14 protein-coding genes are annotated in these 14,534 nt (G+C 54.5%); 5 read left to right on the top strand and 9 right to left on the bottom strand.

Annotation, left to right across the window (positions count from 1 at the left end; translation table 11 throughout):
• Nucleotides 1-33: 33 nt before the first annotated feature.
• From GC087_RS07900 to GC087_RS07880, 5 genes are all read right to left on the bottom strand, one after another.
• Nucleotides 34-909 (bottom strand): SMP-30/gluconolactonase/LRE family protein, encoded by an 876-nt coding sequence (locus tag GC087_RS07900; protein ID WP_039339825.1) that lies wholly within the window; start codon nucleotides 907-909, stop codon nucleotides 34-36.
• Nucleotides 910-1,367: 458 nt separating this feature from the next.
• The gene (locus tag GC087_RS07895; protein ID WP_006120355.1) at nucleotides 1,368-1,649 is read right to left on the bottom strand and encodes a hypothetical protein; all 282 of its coding nucleotides are present in this window, start codon (nucleotides 1,647-1,649) and stop codon (nucleotides 1,368-1,370) included.
• 244 nt (nucleotides 1,650-1,893) lie between these two features.
• Complete coding sequence (locus GC087_RS07890) at nucleotides 1,894-2,703, bottom strand: hypothetical protein (RefSeq protein WP_033740770.1); 810 nt, start codon at nucleotides 2,701-2,703, stop codon at nucleotides 1,894-1,896.
• A gap of 9 nt (nucleotides 2,704-2,712) precedes the next feature.
• Nucleotides 2,713-3,165, bottom strand: coding sequence for a universal stress protein (locus GC087_RS07885; protein WP_006120358.1), 453 nt, complete (start codon nucleotides 3,163-3,165; stop codon nucleotides 2,713-2,715).
• Between the two features lie 7 nt (nucleotides 3,166-3,172).
• On the bottom strand, nucleotides 3,173-3,958 hold the full coding sequence (locus GC087_RS07880) for an IclR family transcriptional regulator (protein ID WP_006120359.1): 786 nt from the start codon (nucleotides 3,956-3,958) through the stop codon (nucleotides 3,173-3,175).
• A 153-nt stretch (nucleotides 3,959-4,111) separates the two neighbouring features.
• On the opposite strand from GC087_RS07880, the gene GC087_RS07875 reads away from it, so the two are divergent.
• From GC087_RS07875 to ypdK, 3 genes are all read left to right on the top strand, one after another.
• On the top strand, nucleotides 4,112-5,713 hold the full coding sequence (locus GC087_RS07875) for an MFS transporter (RefSeq protein WP_054687349.1): 1,602 nt from the start codon (nucleotides 4,112-4,114) through the stop codon (nucleotides 5,711-5,713).
• 6 nt (nucleotides 5,714-5,719) lie between these two features.
• Nucleotides 5,720-6,748 carry an HlyD family secretion protein gene (locus GC087_RS07870; protein ID WP_039339837.1) on the top strand — a complete coding sequence of 343 codons (1,029 nt, stop codon included), beginning with the start codon at nucleotides 5,720-5,722 and terminating at the stop codon, nucleotides 6,746-6,748.
• A gap of 196 nt (nucleotides 6,749-6,944) precedes the next feature.
• Nucleotides 6,945-7,016 (top strand): membrane protein YpdK, encoded by a 72-nt coding sequence (gene ypdK, locus GC087_RS07865; RefSeq protein ID WP_006120362.1) that lies wholly within the window; start codon nucleotides 6,945-6,947, stop codon nucleotides 7,014-7,016.
• Nucleotides 7,017-7,065: 49 nt separating this feature from the next.
• Here the strand turns inward: ypdK and alaC are convergent, their stop codons facing one another.
• On the bottom strand, nucleotides 7,066-8,301 hold the full coding sequence (gene alaC / locus GC087_RS07860; RefSeq protein ID WP_324030235.1) for an alanine transaminase: 1,236 nt from the start codon (nucleotides 8,299-8,301) through the stop codon (nucleotides 7,066-7,068).
• A gap of 116 nt (nucleotides 8,302-8,417) precedes the next feature.
• A complete protein-coding gene (locus GC087_RS07855; RefSeq protein ID WP_039339839.1) occupies nucleotides 8,418-8,942 on the bottom strand; it encodes a GNAT family N-acetyltransferase in 525 nt (174 codons plus the stop codon).
• Nucleotides 8,943-9,192: 250 nt separating this feature from the next.
• On the opposite strand from GC087_RS07855, the gene GC087_RS07850 reads away from it, so the two are divergent.
• Together GC087_RS07850 and GC087_RS07845 are read left to right on the top strand one after the other, a co-directional pair.
• Nucleotides 9,193-10,863, top strand: coding sequence for a sensor histidine kinase (locus GC087_RS07850; protein ID WP_039340149.1), 1,671 nt, complete (start codon nucleotides 9,193-9,195; stop codon nucleotides 10,861-10,863).
• Nucleotides 10,860-11,588 carry a LytR/AlgR family response regulator transcription factor gene (locus tag GC087_RS07845; protein WP_324030234.1) on the top strand — a complete coding sequence of 243 codons (729 nt, stop codon included), beginning with the start codon at nucleotides 10,860-10,862 and terminating at the stop codon, nucleotides 11,586-11,588. Before GC087_RS07850 ends, GC087_RS07845 begins: the two co-directional genes overlap by 4 nt.
• Before the next feature lie 49 nt (nucleotides 11,589-11,637).
• On the opposite strand, the gene glk is transcribed toward GC087_RS07845, so the two are convergent.
• Complete coding sequence (glk, locus tag GC087_RS07840; protein WP_039339845.1) at nucleotides 11,638-12,603, bottom strand: glucokinase; 966 nt, start codon at nucleotides 12,601-12,603, stop codon at nucleotides 11,638-11,640.
• A gap of 162 nt (nucleotides 12,604-12,765) precedes the next feature.
• The gene (locus GC087_RS07835; RefSeq protein ID WP_054687345.1) at nucleotides 12,766-14,418 is read right to left on the bottom strand and encodes a thiamine pyrophosphate-binding protein; all 1,653 of its coding nucleotides are present in this window, start codon (nucleotides 14,416-14,418) and stop codon (nucleotides 12,766-12,768) included.
• Between the last annotated feature and the right edge of the window lie 116 nt (nucleotides 14,419-14,534).

Genomic DNA, 14,534 nt, shown 5'->3' with positions numbered 1-14,534 from the left:
CGTTACAGGGCCAGATAAGCCTGGCCCTCACCATCAGCCGCGAAAACGCGGCTCTTCCATACCGGCCACGTCGACATCCACCGCAAAAATATCGCCCGACTGCGGATAGCGGGCGAGATCCTCTTCGCTGAGGTTTTCGCGTGAGCTGGTGATGAACAGCGTCTTGAGATCGCTGCCGCCAAACGTCACCATGGTGGGCCATTTCACCGGCAGTGTAATCTCATCGACGATTTCACCGTCGTGCGGATCAATACGCACGACGCGTCCGCCGTCAAACAGGGCTGACCAGTAATAGCCCTCACTGTCGACAGCCGCCCCATCGGGCAAGCCACCACGGGCATCAAACCGCCGGAAGATTTCACGCTGCCCCGGCTCGCCCTGAGCATCAAGCGGATAGCGATAGAGCACTTCATTCGGCGTATCGCTGTGATACATCCATTGACGGTCAGGAGAAAAGGCAACGCCATTGGAAATTTTGATGTCGCGTGCCTTCACCTCAAGCGTCAAATCAGGCGTTACGCGACAAAGCAAGCCGCCGTTTTTATCCTGTGGCTCCCATAAACTGCCGCACCAGAAATTACCCCAGGGATCCACACGGCCATCATTGAAGCGGCTTTTCCCGGCGATACCGGGATTATCCGCCACTTTTTTTTGCGGTTTCCCCTGCTCGTCCAGCAGCCAGACGCCGCTACGCAGTGCGGCAATGATACCGCCCTGTTCCCGCAGGCCGATGCATCCGACTTCTTCTGCCTGAGGAAATGTAGAGAGCTCACCACTCGCCGGATCGAAACGATGGATGGCCGGTGCCAGAATATCCACACACCACAGCACCTGTTCCTGCACAGACCAGAGCGGACATTCTGCCAGCTCTGCCTGAAGCGGCAGAACGTTTTTTACCCTATGCGTCATGTTTGTCTCCCTTTAATTGTCCTGATATTACTGTAGCGCTAATTTCCATCTTCACACATGCACGTCAGCCTTGTTTTTAAGACAGGTCTCACGCATATTAATACCTATTCGGTCTATTCCGATTGGAATATGCGCTCACCCTCTTTTTCGCGTTCTTTTTTGAAATATCGCGACATATTTATCGAAATAACTCTACACAGGCTGCATTTTTGCTGCACTTTTTCGGCGTATTATCCTGAGTATTGAAAAAGAGGAGGTGCCGTATGCCAGACATCGTTACCGCCGCGCTGTTCCCTCAGTCGGTAGCCTTTATTTCTCCTGGACAGGAGGCGTTATCCGCAGACGTTCCAGCGCAGCAGAAAGGAGGCATAAAACAAAATGATATTCACTGAAGGGCAAAGATTTCACACAGCATAATATAAAAAGAAGGTGGGATATAATCCCACCTCATTTATTCATTAACTTTTCACTGCGTAATTACACTGATACCAGGTTTTCTTTAAACCTGGTATTGTGCTGTCCTGAACAGGGAGTGACTCTACTTTATCAAAACCTTTATTGCTGCAGTAATTCGCGATATCAATTTCCATTGCATCACGATTCACTTTCAGCGGGTCGAAACGATATTGTACGGTATTTGAACTGGGATCTTCATCAACACGTTCAAACGCCCCGGGTTTACTGGCGGTACAACCGCTCAGAAAAATAAGTGCAAATGCACCCATGATTGCCATTTTCATTTTATTTCCTCACATTTTGACGCAGTGTAAGGCGCTGCAAAATGCGCATCTATAGGATTAGTACGCGAACAACTGCGTATTTACGAAGTTTTACCAATTGATTCAATACGGTTAAACAACTGGCAGGTTATGCCAATAAACTGCGACACTGATTCCAGTGAAAAGCCTCACGAACAACACCAGGAATTACTCTAAAAAAAGCCTCTCTCAGCATTTAGCCCGCCACTGGCGGGCTTTTTTCTTTTTAACCTTCGCCTGAAAGCGCAATCATTCTACGAAGCAGATTGGCGGCTTGCTTGTCCGGGAGTGCGAGGATGGCACTATAAAGATCGACAGACATGGCACACATGGAAGACCGATCAACGGCGGCATCGGCAGGCATATTCAGCTGTTGCAGCTTATTGCCCCACTTCAGGTAGAGATGGTCGACGATGGTTTTGAGATCGTGCTGCGCCTGCTTGCGGTCCAGCGGTTGTTCGTCCCCCAGACTGTTAAGCAGCAAATACTCGGTGGCATCGGCATCTTTTTGGTTCAGGCTGGCGGGCAGAGTTTCAACCAGATTGATACCGCCCTTCACCTGCGGATAAAGGAACTGAAAACAGAGGCCCGGGTCAATTTTATTGAGCGTCTGCATTTCTTCCACCGAGACGCCAATATATTTCAATACGGCCGCGTCAGTACCCCGCATAAGGCGCTGATTGATCACATCCGTCAATAACCCGCGCAGTTCGCCCGTTGCCTGCAACATGGGTTCGCCTTCACGCAGTTTGCGCGCCAGATCGCGCGTCAGTATTTGCCACAGCGCGGGTTCCTGAGTGCGCAGCACCCGATATACCGTAGCCTGTGCCATATAATCTGCCGCGCGCTCGTAGCGTTTCTCCTGCTGCTGCTGAGGCTGGATCCAGCTGAACCATAAAACATTCGACAACAACAGCGGCAGGATAAAAAGAACCACACCCTGCCACGCTTTAAGCCGGGTGGTTCTGACTAACATAACGATGATAATCGCCAGCAGCACAAAGGCGGCCAGCGTAAGAAAAAGCAGGAGAGTCATACTACGTTGTTAATCCTTACGCACATCGATCAGTACCGGGCAATGCGCGCGTTCAACCACAGCGGCACTCACAGATCCTTTTAATAACCGGTTAAAGGGCGATAAATGACGTCGCCCCATAATAATCATGCTGGCATTGAGCTGCTGGGACTGGGCCACGATTGTCTCCGCCGCTTCGCCGGCCAGAATCATACCACGCGCCTTAATGCCGGCCTGGAGCAAGGGTGCCAGGGCATGACGCACCACCATTTCAGCGGTATTTTGCTCATCCTGCGCGGCCACAAAATCTGCCGGATCTTCACCGGCATCAATATCAATGGGCTGGCTACAGGATGAATAGGCGGGATCGATACAACACAGCACAATCACTTGTGCATCATGCGCCTGTGCTTCTTCGATCGTTAACGACACCACTTTCTTCGCGACCGGTGAATTATCGATAGCCATTAATACTGTTTTCATTGAGCACTCATCCTTCAACAGCGGCAATTTTGCCAATTTCACGAATCAGAGCCTGTTTGCACAGCAACATTTCTTCACGATAGCGTGATTCATGCTTCTTAAACCGCGCCGTGGGCACCAGTAAGGAGACCGCAAAGCGGCCAAACAGCGTATCGAGCGCAAAGGCCATGGTTGAAACGCCTTCAAGGGTTTCACCACGGTCGTAGGAAATGCTGGTTTCACGCACTTCCCGAAGCATCTCTAACAGTGCTGCCTGCGTCTTAACCGTCTTGTCCGTGAGTTCGCGCCAGGCATCTCCCACCAGCGTCCGGACGTCTTCATCGCTTTCCAGCGCCAGCAAGGCGCGGCCACCCGAGGTGCTGTAGAGCGGTAGCTCCAGTCCGATACGGGGAACCACCCGCAGCTCGCGCGACGCCACAACATAATGAATGACGGCAAGCTGCGCACCACTGGCGCGGGACAGGGAGACCGTTTCATTGGTATCCGCCGACAGTTTTTCCAGCAGCGGCTTGACCAAATCGACCACATCCGTGTTCACGCTGGCGAGCAGCTTCAGTAAAGCTGGCCCGAGACGCAATCCGCCCGCCCCACTGCTTCGAACCAGTTCGGCGCTGTCCAGCGCGGCCACAATGCGCTGTACGGTAGAACGCGGCAGATCAACCGCATGCGCGATTTCGCCCAGACTCATGCCACCGGGATGCTCGCCCAGAGCATTAAGAATTTTAGCCGCGCGCGCAATAACCTGAATACCGCCCGTTTTTTCATCTTCGCGGCTGGATGATTGTTGAGTCATAGCGTCGTCCTTTTTGAGCTGGCTTACTGTAACCCGAAAAGCGCACGTTTTACAGCGTGTACCACATTGCAATACAGCATATTGCCATGTAATATCGCCCCGCCTGTATCGCATCGCAATACATCGAACCAAAAAAACAATGAGACACCTGCTATGACGACCCAGCCTGGCACTGCGCCGCCGCTGCATCCCTTTACCTTACGTCTCGCCCTGGGCCTGCTTGGCGTCTGGATCGCGGCGCTGACCTCCGGGCTCAACGATCGCGTCAGTGATATTGCGCTGGCCGATATTCGTGCTGCCCTCGGTATGGGCTACGACGACGGAAGCTGGATTGTTTCGGCTTATCAGGCTGCCGAAGTGGCCGCCATGATGATTGCGCCGTGGTTCGCGGTGACGTTTTCCCTGCGCCGCTTTACGTTATTTGTTTCGGTCGGCTTTATGCTGTCCGGAATACTGTTACCGCTGATGACCGATCCTGTGCTCTTTATGGTATTACGCGTGATCCAGGGGCTCTTTGGCGGCGCGCTGCCGCCGATGCTGATGACCGTCGCCCTGCGTTTTCTGCCACCGCCGTTCAAGCTCTATGGATTAGGCGCCTATGCCCTTACTGCCACCTTCGGGCCGAATATGGCCGCGTCGCTGGCCGCCTTCTGGACCGATCAGGTCAGCTGGATGTTTGTCTTCTGGCAGGTTGTGCCCGGTATGCTGATAGCCCTCGTATTAACCGGCTGGGGATTGCCTCAGGATCCGTTGCGCACAGAACGTTTTCAGCAGATCGATCTGTTCGGGATGCTCACAGGCTGTAGCGGGATGGCGTTAATCATTCTGGTACTCAGCCAGGGCGAACGGCTTGACTGGCTGGATTCTCCGCTGATTGCCGCTATGCTGCTGGCCGCCGTGCCGTTACTCATCGTCTTTTTAATCAATGAGTGGTTCCATCCCCTGCCGCTGTTTAAGTTGCAGATGCTGCGGCGACCTAACCTGCTGCACGGCCTGCTGGTGCTGGCCGGCGTCCTGATCGTGTCGCTGTCTGGCTCTGCCCTGCCTTCCAGCTATTTTGCCCAGGTCGATGGCTTTCGCATCGCCCAGTTCGCGCCGCTGGCGTTGACCATTGGGTTGCCCCAGCTCATTGTGGCGCCGTTGCTTGCCGCCCTGCTGAATATCCGCTGGATTGACTGTCGCTGGATGCTGGCAGTGGGCTTGTGCTTCCTGATTGCCTCCTGCCTGCTCGGTATGCAGATCACAACGGACTGGGCGCGGGATAACTTCTGGCTGATTCAGGCGTTGCAGGCCGTAGGCCAGCCGATGGTGATTCTGCCCGTGCTGATGAGCGCGACCAGCGTGGTAGCACCGCCTGAAGGACCTTTTGCCTCGGCGATGTTCAACACGGTACGCGGGTTTTCCAGCATTGCGGCCTCTACCCTGGTGTCATGGTTTGTCAGCCATCGTGAACAGTTTCACTCCAGTATCCTCGTCAACCAGGCGGGCAGCAGGCCGTGGCTGATGACCGCCCCCAACAGCAGTCAGGCCAGCAGTCAGTTTCCGCTGTTGCCCGATGGCAGCGTGAGTTCCGTCGAGAATCTGCGCGGCTTTGCTACCCAGATAAAGCACCAGGCGCTGGTGCTCGGCCTGAGTGATACCTGGCTGCTGCTGATCGGTTTTGCGCTGCTGCTGCTGGTCGTCACCGCCTGGCTGCCCAAACGCGTCTGGCCGCCCCAAACCTTGATTCAACCTGCAACCTCCACGTCGAGATAACTGTATATGCGTGCTTTAGTAATGAGAAAAACCGTGCTGCTTTCCCTGCTGCTGCTGGTTTTGCTGGCGATGGCGCTGATTGTCTGGTCCGTGATGACCCGTAACGATCACCGTACCAATGATGCCTGGGTCAATGCCGATTACACCCTTGTTGCGCCCAAAGTGTCGGGGTACATCGCCAGCGTCAGGGTGAAAGATAACCAGCAGGTTGCCGCCGGTGAACTCCTGGCGACGCTGGACGATCGCGATTACAAAGTGGCACTGGAAAGCGCGGAGGCCGCATTGCAGGTCAGTGAAGCCAAACTGTTGAGCAGCAAAGCACAGCTGGAGCAGCAGCAGTCGGTCATTGATGAACAGAAGGCCAGCGTTTCCGCCAGTCAGGCTTCGGCGCAGTATGCCGGACAGAGTGCCGAACGCTATAACCGTCTCTATCAGCGCGGCACCGTTGCCGCTGACGAGCAGCAAAAAGCCAGCTCGGCGCAGCGCTCTGCCAGCGCCGCGGTGCGTCAGAGTGAAGCCGCGCTCGCTTCTGCGATTAAGCAGGTTGGCGTGCTGCAGGCAGCCGTCCGATCCGCCGAAGCGGATGTTGCTGCCGCCAGGGCCAGCGTCGATCAGGCACGTCTTAATCTGTCTTACACCCGCATTGTGGCCCCGGTGGCCGGCATGGTGGGACAGCGCGCAGTGCGCCTGGGCGCCTATGTTTCCGCCGGCACCCGTTTGCTGGCGGTGGTGCCGTTACAACAAACCTATATCACCGCGAATTATCTGGAAACGCAGTTGCAGGATGTGCGTCCGGGTCAACCCGTCCGCATTAGGGTAGATGCTTTGCCTGACCAGATTTTTACCGGTCACGTCGACAGTCTTGCCCCCGCGACAGGCGCGACATTTGCGGCGATTGCTCCCGATAATGCGACCGGCAACTACACGAAAGTGGTTCAGCGATTACCGGTTAAAATTGTCCTGGACCAGAACCAGAAAAACCTGGCGCAACTCCGCGTGGGCATGTCGGCAGTGCCGGACATTGACGTTCGATAAAAATGTGAACAAACTCTCAGAACCAAACTATTTATTTTCGGTCTGAATACGCGTAGATTAGCCCCGATCCTGTTCTGAGTTATTCAGTTCGTACGGGAGATCGTTGACCGTAAATCTGAACGGCGACCTTATCCTTTCTGTCCGCGTTGCGCTGGATGGGATCGCCAATATCGTAACCGCTCAGAGGAGTTCGCTTGTGAAATATGCGCTGATGGGAATTTCTTTCTTTGTACTACTTTGGGTCGGCACCTTTGTGCTGATGCTGTAGTCTCTGCAGGCATTCCACAGGGGCGACAGGTGGTCGCCCCAATGGGATGTTAAATCTGTTCTTCCATACTTTTCACGCTGCCCGGCAAAATGCCGTCGGCGCGAAACATCGCCTTAATGCCTCTTACCGCCTGTCGGATACGATCGCTGTTTTCAATCAGTGCAAATCGGACGTGCGTATCGCCATAATCACCGAAGCCCACGCCGGGTGAAACGCATACTTTCGCTTCCTGCAGCATGTGCTTGGCAAATTCCAGCGAGCCCAGATGCGCATAATGATCCGGAATCTTTGCCCAGACGTACATCGACGCTTTGGGAATATCCACCATCCAGCCCGCTTCATGCAGCCCTTTCACCAGCACGTCGCGGCGACGTTTATACTGTTCGGCAATATCGCGCACGCACTGCTGATCCCCTTCCAGGGCCGCAATCGCCGCGACCTGTAAGGGCGTAAAGGTGCCGTAATCGTGGTAGCTCTTGATTCGGGCTAAGGCGGCGACCAGCTCTTTGTTGCCCACCATAAAACCTATGCGCCAGCCGGCCATGTTATAGCTTTTTGACAGGGTGAAAAATTCGATGGCCACATCCCGTGCGCCAGGCACCTGCATAATGGACGGCGCTTTCCAGCCATCATAGACGATATCGGCATAGGCCAGATCGTGAATGACCAGCACGTTGTACTGTTTGGCCAGCGCGATGACGCGCTCAAAAAAGTCCAGCTCTACGCACTGAGAAGTGGGATTCGACGGGAAACCCAGCACCATCATTTTAGGTTTAGGATAGCTCTCGCGAATAGCACGCTCCAGCTCATTGAAGAAATCAATGCCCTCCACCAGCGGGACGGAGCGCACCTGAGCGCCTGCGATAACGGCCCCATAGATATGAATGGGATAGCTGGGATTCGGCACCAGCACCGTGTCGCCATGGTCAAGCGTGGCCAGCATCAGGTGAGCCAGACCTTCTTTGGAACCAATGGTGACTATCGCTTCCGATTCGGGATCAATATCTACCTGATAACGCTCCTGATACCAGCGTGAAATAGCACGCCGCAGGCGAGGAATACCGCGCGATGTGGAATAGCCGTGCGTATCTTCACGTTGAGCCACCTGGCACAGTTTTTCGACAATGTGCGGCGGCGTCGCGCCATCGGGATTACCCATTGAAAGGTCGATGATATCTTCGCCGCGCCGACGCGCAGCCATCTTCAGTTCAGCGGTAATGTTAAAGACGTAAGGGGGCAGGCGTTCAATACGCGAGAAACGACGAGTGGTGCTGTTATCAGCCATGGTATCCTCTGGAAACGTTAGCGCCCGGACCGTCCGAGCGACGCTGGTCACTGCGGTGACCTCAACAAGAACATAACGCGCTAATAACAACTTTGTCGAGAGGAGCAGAAAATTTTTTATTTTCCCGGATTGAGCCGCTCGAGCAGCCAGTCATTCACCCAGCGGTCATTCAGCAGATAATTATTTTGCAGCGTCCGTTTCAGCAGAAAGCCGTTTTTTTCCAGAATTCGCCGGGAAGCCCAGTTTCCTTCCACCACCAGCGCCCGGAGTTTGAGAAAATCGGCGTCGAACAAACACGCACACAGCGCTTCCAGCGCTTCACTGCCAAACCCCTGACCACAGTGGCGATGCAGCAGCATATACCCCACCTCCGCCTGACGGGCGGGCTGCCATTCAGGCGTACAACCCAATAACCCGATGGCTTCCCCGCTGTCGCGCCGCCTGATGACCAGGCATAACATGTGAAAACTGCCGGGTTGCCAGGGTGCCAGACGCTGACGAAACCGCTCACGGATATCATCTTCATCGGGAATGTCACTTACCCAGCGCATAGTATCGCGATCTTCATGTACCGCACGAAACAGCTGCCAGTCTTCAGGCTGCAAAGAGGTTAACGTCAAACGCGAGGTAGTCAGATGCATACATCACTCCGGGCGATAACACGTAATAAAGTCACCGGGCCTGACCACAGTGGACCGGGCCGCACTGGCAGCGGAAAAACGTTCCTCTTAAATGAGCTCAACATTTCCTCTTTTTCAGCTTTTGAATAAATTGATCTAAAACATGAACTGCCCGGCTGGCTGTCAGGCACGCTGGCACAACATCATCACATTTTTTATCATAACCTTCTTTGACCTCGCTGAAGAGTCGCCTGTGACTTCACACTTTACTATGCTTCTGGCCGTCTTTGACCGTGCGGCGCTGATGCTGATTTGCCTGTTTTTTCTGACGCGAACCCCACCTTTTCGTCAGATCCTGCAGAAAGATGAGCATACGGCGCTGGAAAAAGCGGCCGTGATTGCCATTTTTTCACTGTTTGCACTTTTCAGTACCTGGTCAGGGGTCAATGTCGACGGTTCATTGCTCAACGTACGGGTGATCGCCGTGATGGCTGGCGGTATTTTGTTTGGTCCCTGGGTTGGCATTACCACCGGTGTGATTGCCGGTCTGCACCGCTTCCTGATAGATATTCATGGTGTGACGTCAGTGCCCTGCCTGATGACCAGCATCATCGCCGGCATTGTCGCCGGTGCCATTCATCGCCGGGTGCAGCGCGAACGGCGCTGGCTGGTAGGGATTCTGGGCGGCATGTTTTGCGAAAGTCTGACCATGCTGCTTATCGTGTTGTGGGCCACGCCCACCGCGCTCGGGCTGACCATTGTTTCTGAAATTGCCCTGCCGATGATTCTGGGCGCCGCCAGCATTGGCTTAATCGTGTTGCTGGTGCAGAGCGTGGAAGGTGAAAAAGAGGCTATTGCGGCACGTCAGGCAAAACTGGCGCTGGATATCGCTAACCAGACCCTGCCGCTGTTCCGTCAGGTCAACAGCGATTCCCTGCGCCGTGTCTGTGACATCATTAGACGGGAAATCAAGGCCGATGCCGTCGCGATGACCAACAAGCAGAAGATTTTGGCCTATGTTGGCTACGGTGAACACAATTACCAGCATGGTGACGACGGGATCAGCCCGACGACGGCGCAGGCGATGCACAGTGGGAAGATCATCATCAAAAACAATGACGAAGCCCACCGGACGAAAGATATTCACTCCATGATCGTCATCCCCTTGTGGGAAAAAGGCAAGGTGACCGGCACGCTGAAGATTTATTACCGTCGTGCGCACCGCATCACCGGCTCGCTGAAAGAGATGGCGGTAGGCCTGTCCCAGATTATTTCGACGCAGCTGGAAGTCTCGCGTACGGAGCAACTGCGCGAAATGGCCAATAAAGCGGAACTGCGTGCCCTGCAGAGCAAAATTAATCCGCATTTCCTGTTCAATGCGCTGAATGCCATTTCGTCATCTATCCGGCTCAATCCCGATACGGCGCGCCAGTTGGTCATCAACTTATCGCGCTATCTGCGCTACAACCTCGAACTGAATGACGATGAGCTTATCGATATCAAGAAAGAACTCTGGCAGGTAAAAGATTATATAGCGATTGAGCAGGCGCGCTTTGGCGATAAGTTAACCATGATTTATGACATTGACGAGGATTTGCATTTTTCCCTGCCCAGCCTGCTGATTCAGCCGTTGGTGGAGAATGCTATTGTTCATGGCATTCAGCCCTGTAAAGGTAAAGGTGTGGTGACGTTAAGTGTGCGAGACCTGGGCGACCGCGTGCGCATCGCCGTGCGTGATACCGGTAAAGGGATCAGTGACGAGGTGATTGATCGTGTGGCTCGCAACGAAATGCCCGGCAATAAAATTGGCCTGTTAAATGTCCATCACCGGGTGAAGTTACTCTCGGGCGAAGGGCTGCACATTGCGCGTCATCAGCCCGGCACCGAAATCGCGTTTACACTGAGCAAAACCGGGCAGTTACTGGTGGGGAACCTTGCATGAAAGCCATCATCGTCGAGGACGAATTTCTGGCCCAGCAAGAGCTGAGCTGGATGATTCAGCAACACAGTAAGATTGAGATAGCGGCCTGCTTTGATGACGGTCTGGATGTCCTCAAATATCTGCAGCAGCATCGGGTTGATGTGATCTTTCTCGACATCAATATTACCTCTCTGGATGGCATGTTACTGGCAAAGAGTATTCATCAGTTTGTTCATAAGCCCCTGATTGTGTTTATCACGGCCTGGAAAGAGCATGCCGTGGAAGCCTTTGAACTGGAAGCGTTTGACTATATTCTGAAACCGTATCATGAATCCCGTATCGTCACGATGCTGAACAAGCTGGATGCCACCTGGCAGCAACAGCACGCGCCCACTCAGACGCCAATGGCGCAGAGCGTACTGACCGTGAATCTGACCAAAGATGAACGCATTATCGTGACCGACGTGAATGACATTTACTACGTTGAGGCGCACGAGAAGTTAACCTTCGTCTATACCCGCCGTGAAGCCTATGTGATGTCGATGACAATGACGGAATTCTGCTCACGCCTGCCCGAACACCTGTTCTTTCGCTGCCACCGGTCCTACTGCGTCAACCTCAACAAAATCCGGGAAATCGAACCCTGGTTTAACAATACCTATCTGCTGAAGTTGCGGGATATGGAAGTACAGGTACCGGTCAGCCGCAGCAAAGTAAAAGCGTTTCGGCTACTGATGCGGTTGTGAGAGGGAAAGGCGGCTCTGCCCTTGCGTCGGGCAGGACAGAGCCTGCAAACTAGAGAATACGGCCCAGCGTCTGGCGCAGGTGCGCACCGGCACCCAACAGCCCGGGTTGGTCATGCGTGATCATATAAACCGGGATATCGGCAACATAGTCACGGAAGCGCCCTTTGTCTTCAAAAGCGGCACGAAAACCCGAGGCTTTGAAGAACTCCAGGAAACGCGGCACGATCCCGCCCGCGATGTAAACGCCACCGAAGGTCCCGAGGTTCAGCGCCAGATTACCGCCAAAACGCCCCATGATGACGCAGAACAGCGATAAGGCACGACGGCAGTCGGTGCAGCTGTCCGCTAGGGCGCGCTCACTGACTTCGCGTGGCTTCAGATTCTCCGGCTCACGGTTATCGACTTTTACAATCGCACGGTAGAGATTGACCAGACCAGCGCCTGACAACACACGTTCTGCTGAAACATGACCTAATTCTTCCCTTAAGACTTCCAGAATTTGATCTTCTTCTTCGCTGTTAGCGGCAAAATCAACATGTCCCCCTTCACCGGGTAAACTGACCCAGCGCTGGTCGACGTGTACCAGATGGCTGACGCCGAGGCCGGTTCCCGCACCGTAAATCGCGATCGGTTTATCCTTCACCGCCGATTTACCGCCAAACTGGATGACATGCTCTTCGCCGAGCATAGGAATCGCCATGGAGACAGCGGTGAAATCGTTAATAATTTCCAGGTGTTCAAAACCGATGTTCGCCTTCAACTTTTTAGTCGAGAAGGCCCAGTCGTGGTTGGTCATTTCAACCCAGTCATCGGTAATCGGGCAGGCAATGGCGATACAGCCGTCTTTAATATCCTGCTTTTGTTCATCAAGATAATGGCGGATGACGGCTTCGAGGCTGTCGTAGTCTGATGTTGCGAATGTTTTGGTCTGGGAGATGCTGCCGCTTTCCACCTCACACAAAGCGAGGCGGGCATTGGTGCCGCCGACATCGCCGACCAAGGCATAAGTTGTCATTCTTCTGGTGCTCCGCTTGGGGGTCTTAAAGAGTTGGAGGACACTATAAAATCCTGCCGATAAAACAACAACGCCCACCGAAGCTTGAGGTGAGCGTCTGACTCGTGTGTGCAACAGCCTAACCGCGTTAGTCTGGCCTGCACAGAGGCAACTTTCCGAATCTCATCCGCCGTTGCGCTGGCTCAGACAGGCTGAGACTTTACGTAACAGGGGCGGCAGGTCATCTTTTTGCATCACGACTTCAATAAACGACAGTCTGTGTTGTTGTGTCAGTTGCGCCATCAGTGCGGTCAGTTGCACGGTTTCACTGATGCGCCAGCTTTGTGCCTGACAGTGTAAACTGAATGCCTGCGGCAGCGCTGTCCAGTTCCACTGGGCAATATCATTATAACGCTGGTCTGCGCCATGAATGGCCCGCTCCACAGTATAGCCTTCATTATTGAGCAGAAAAATGATTGGATGTTGATCATCCCGCAGCATCGAGCCGAGTTCCTGAATGGTCAACTGTGCCGAACCATCGCCAATGATCAGGATGACGCGCTGTGACGGGCGTGCCGTCTGGGCACCAAACGCGGCTGGCAGAGTATAACCGATGGATCCCCATAACGGCTGTACCAGCAGCTGCGCCCCGGCAGGCAGGCGCAGCGCCGCCGCGCCAAACGCCGCGGTGCCTTGATCCGCCAGAATAATATCGCCGGGCTGAATAAAAGACTGCATGGCCTGCCAAAAGGCAGACTGGCTGATGATGGCCGCGTCAGGGACAGGCGCCGCCGGTTTCACTGGCCCGGCGGACTGCCAGCCTGCGCCATAGCGTTCGAACAACGGCAGTAATGTCTGCAACGCATCGGCCATCGACAACGGGGCAAACGTCTGTCCCGCGACGCTGGCGCTGTGTGGCTGCACGTCGATCAGCCGATCGGGGCGAAATTGCTGAGTGAATCCAGCGGTAATCGTATCCGTAAAGCGCACGCCGACGCAGAGCGTGACGTCTGCCTCTTCAATTTGCTGGCGTACCGGGCCTTCACTGCCCTCACCTGCGTAAGTGCCCACAAACCCCGGCTGCTGCTCATCCAGCACGCCTTTGCCCATCAGCAGTGTGGCGCACGGAAAAGCACGCCCGGCACGTAACGCAGCCAGCGCCGGTTGCTGTTGCCAGCGCTGCGCCAGAAAATCGGCCAGGAGTGAGACGCGTTGCGCCGGTGCCAGTAACCGCTCGGCGGCCTGGCGAAACGCGCTGCGCAGGGATTCGGGTGACGAAGCCGACGATACCAGGGGATGAACGGGCGCAGCGGTTTCGGCCTGGGCAACATCGACAGGCAACAGCAGATAGCCCGGACGATGTTGCTGAATCACGCTGCACAAAACCCGGTCAATTTCGGCGGTGGCATTCTCAGCGGTCAGTTGCGCGGTGGCGACGTTAACCTCTTTTGCCATGCGGATGAAATGGCCAAAATCGCCATCCCCTAAGGTGTGGTGCACGCAGTCTCCCTGCTGCATCGCCTGGCTCGACGGCGCGCCCACGATATGAATCACGGGCACGTACTCTGCGAAGCTGCCTGCCAGACCGTTGATTGCGCTGAGCTCCCCTACGCCAAAGGTGGTGAGCAACGCCGCCATACCCGAACAGCGTCCATAGCCATCCGCAGCGTAAGCGGCATTCAGCTCATTGGCACATCCCACCCAACTTATTGTCGGATGCGCAATCACCCGATCCAGAAACTGCAGATTAAAGTCACCCGGTACGCCGAACAGATGTCGAATACCGCACGCCTGCAAACGCGCCAACAGATAATCACTAACCGTATAAGAGGACATAGCGAATTCCTTTAGGGGAGTGTTTTGATAAGTATCTGACATGGCGTTAATTTAGCGAACAGTGCCTGTCATTTCGCCAACGGATTACATGGCAAGCAAGCGTTACGACCGTGGAT

Source organism: Pantoea sp. JZ2 (assembly GCF_035191405.1).
Lineage (GTDB): Bacteria > Pseudomonadota > Gammaproteobacteria > Enterobacterales > Enterobacteriaceae > Pantoea > Pantoea stewartii.
The sequence above is the reverse complement of the archived record's forward strand: the minus strand, read 5'-3'. Positions and strand labels throughout refer to the sequence as shown.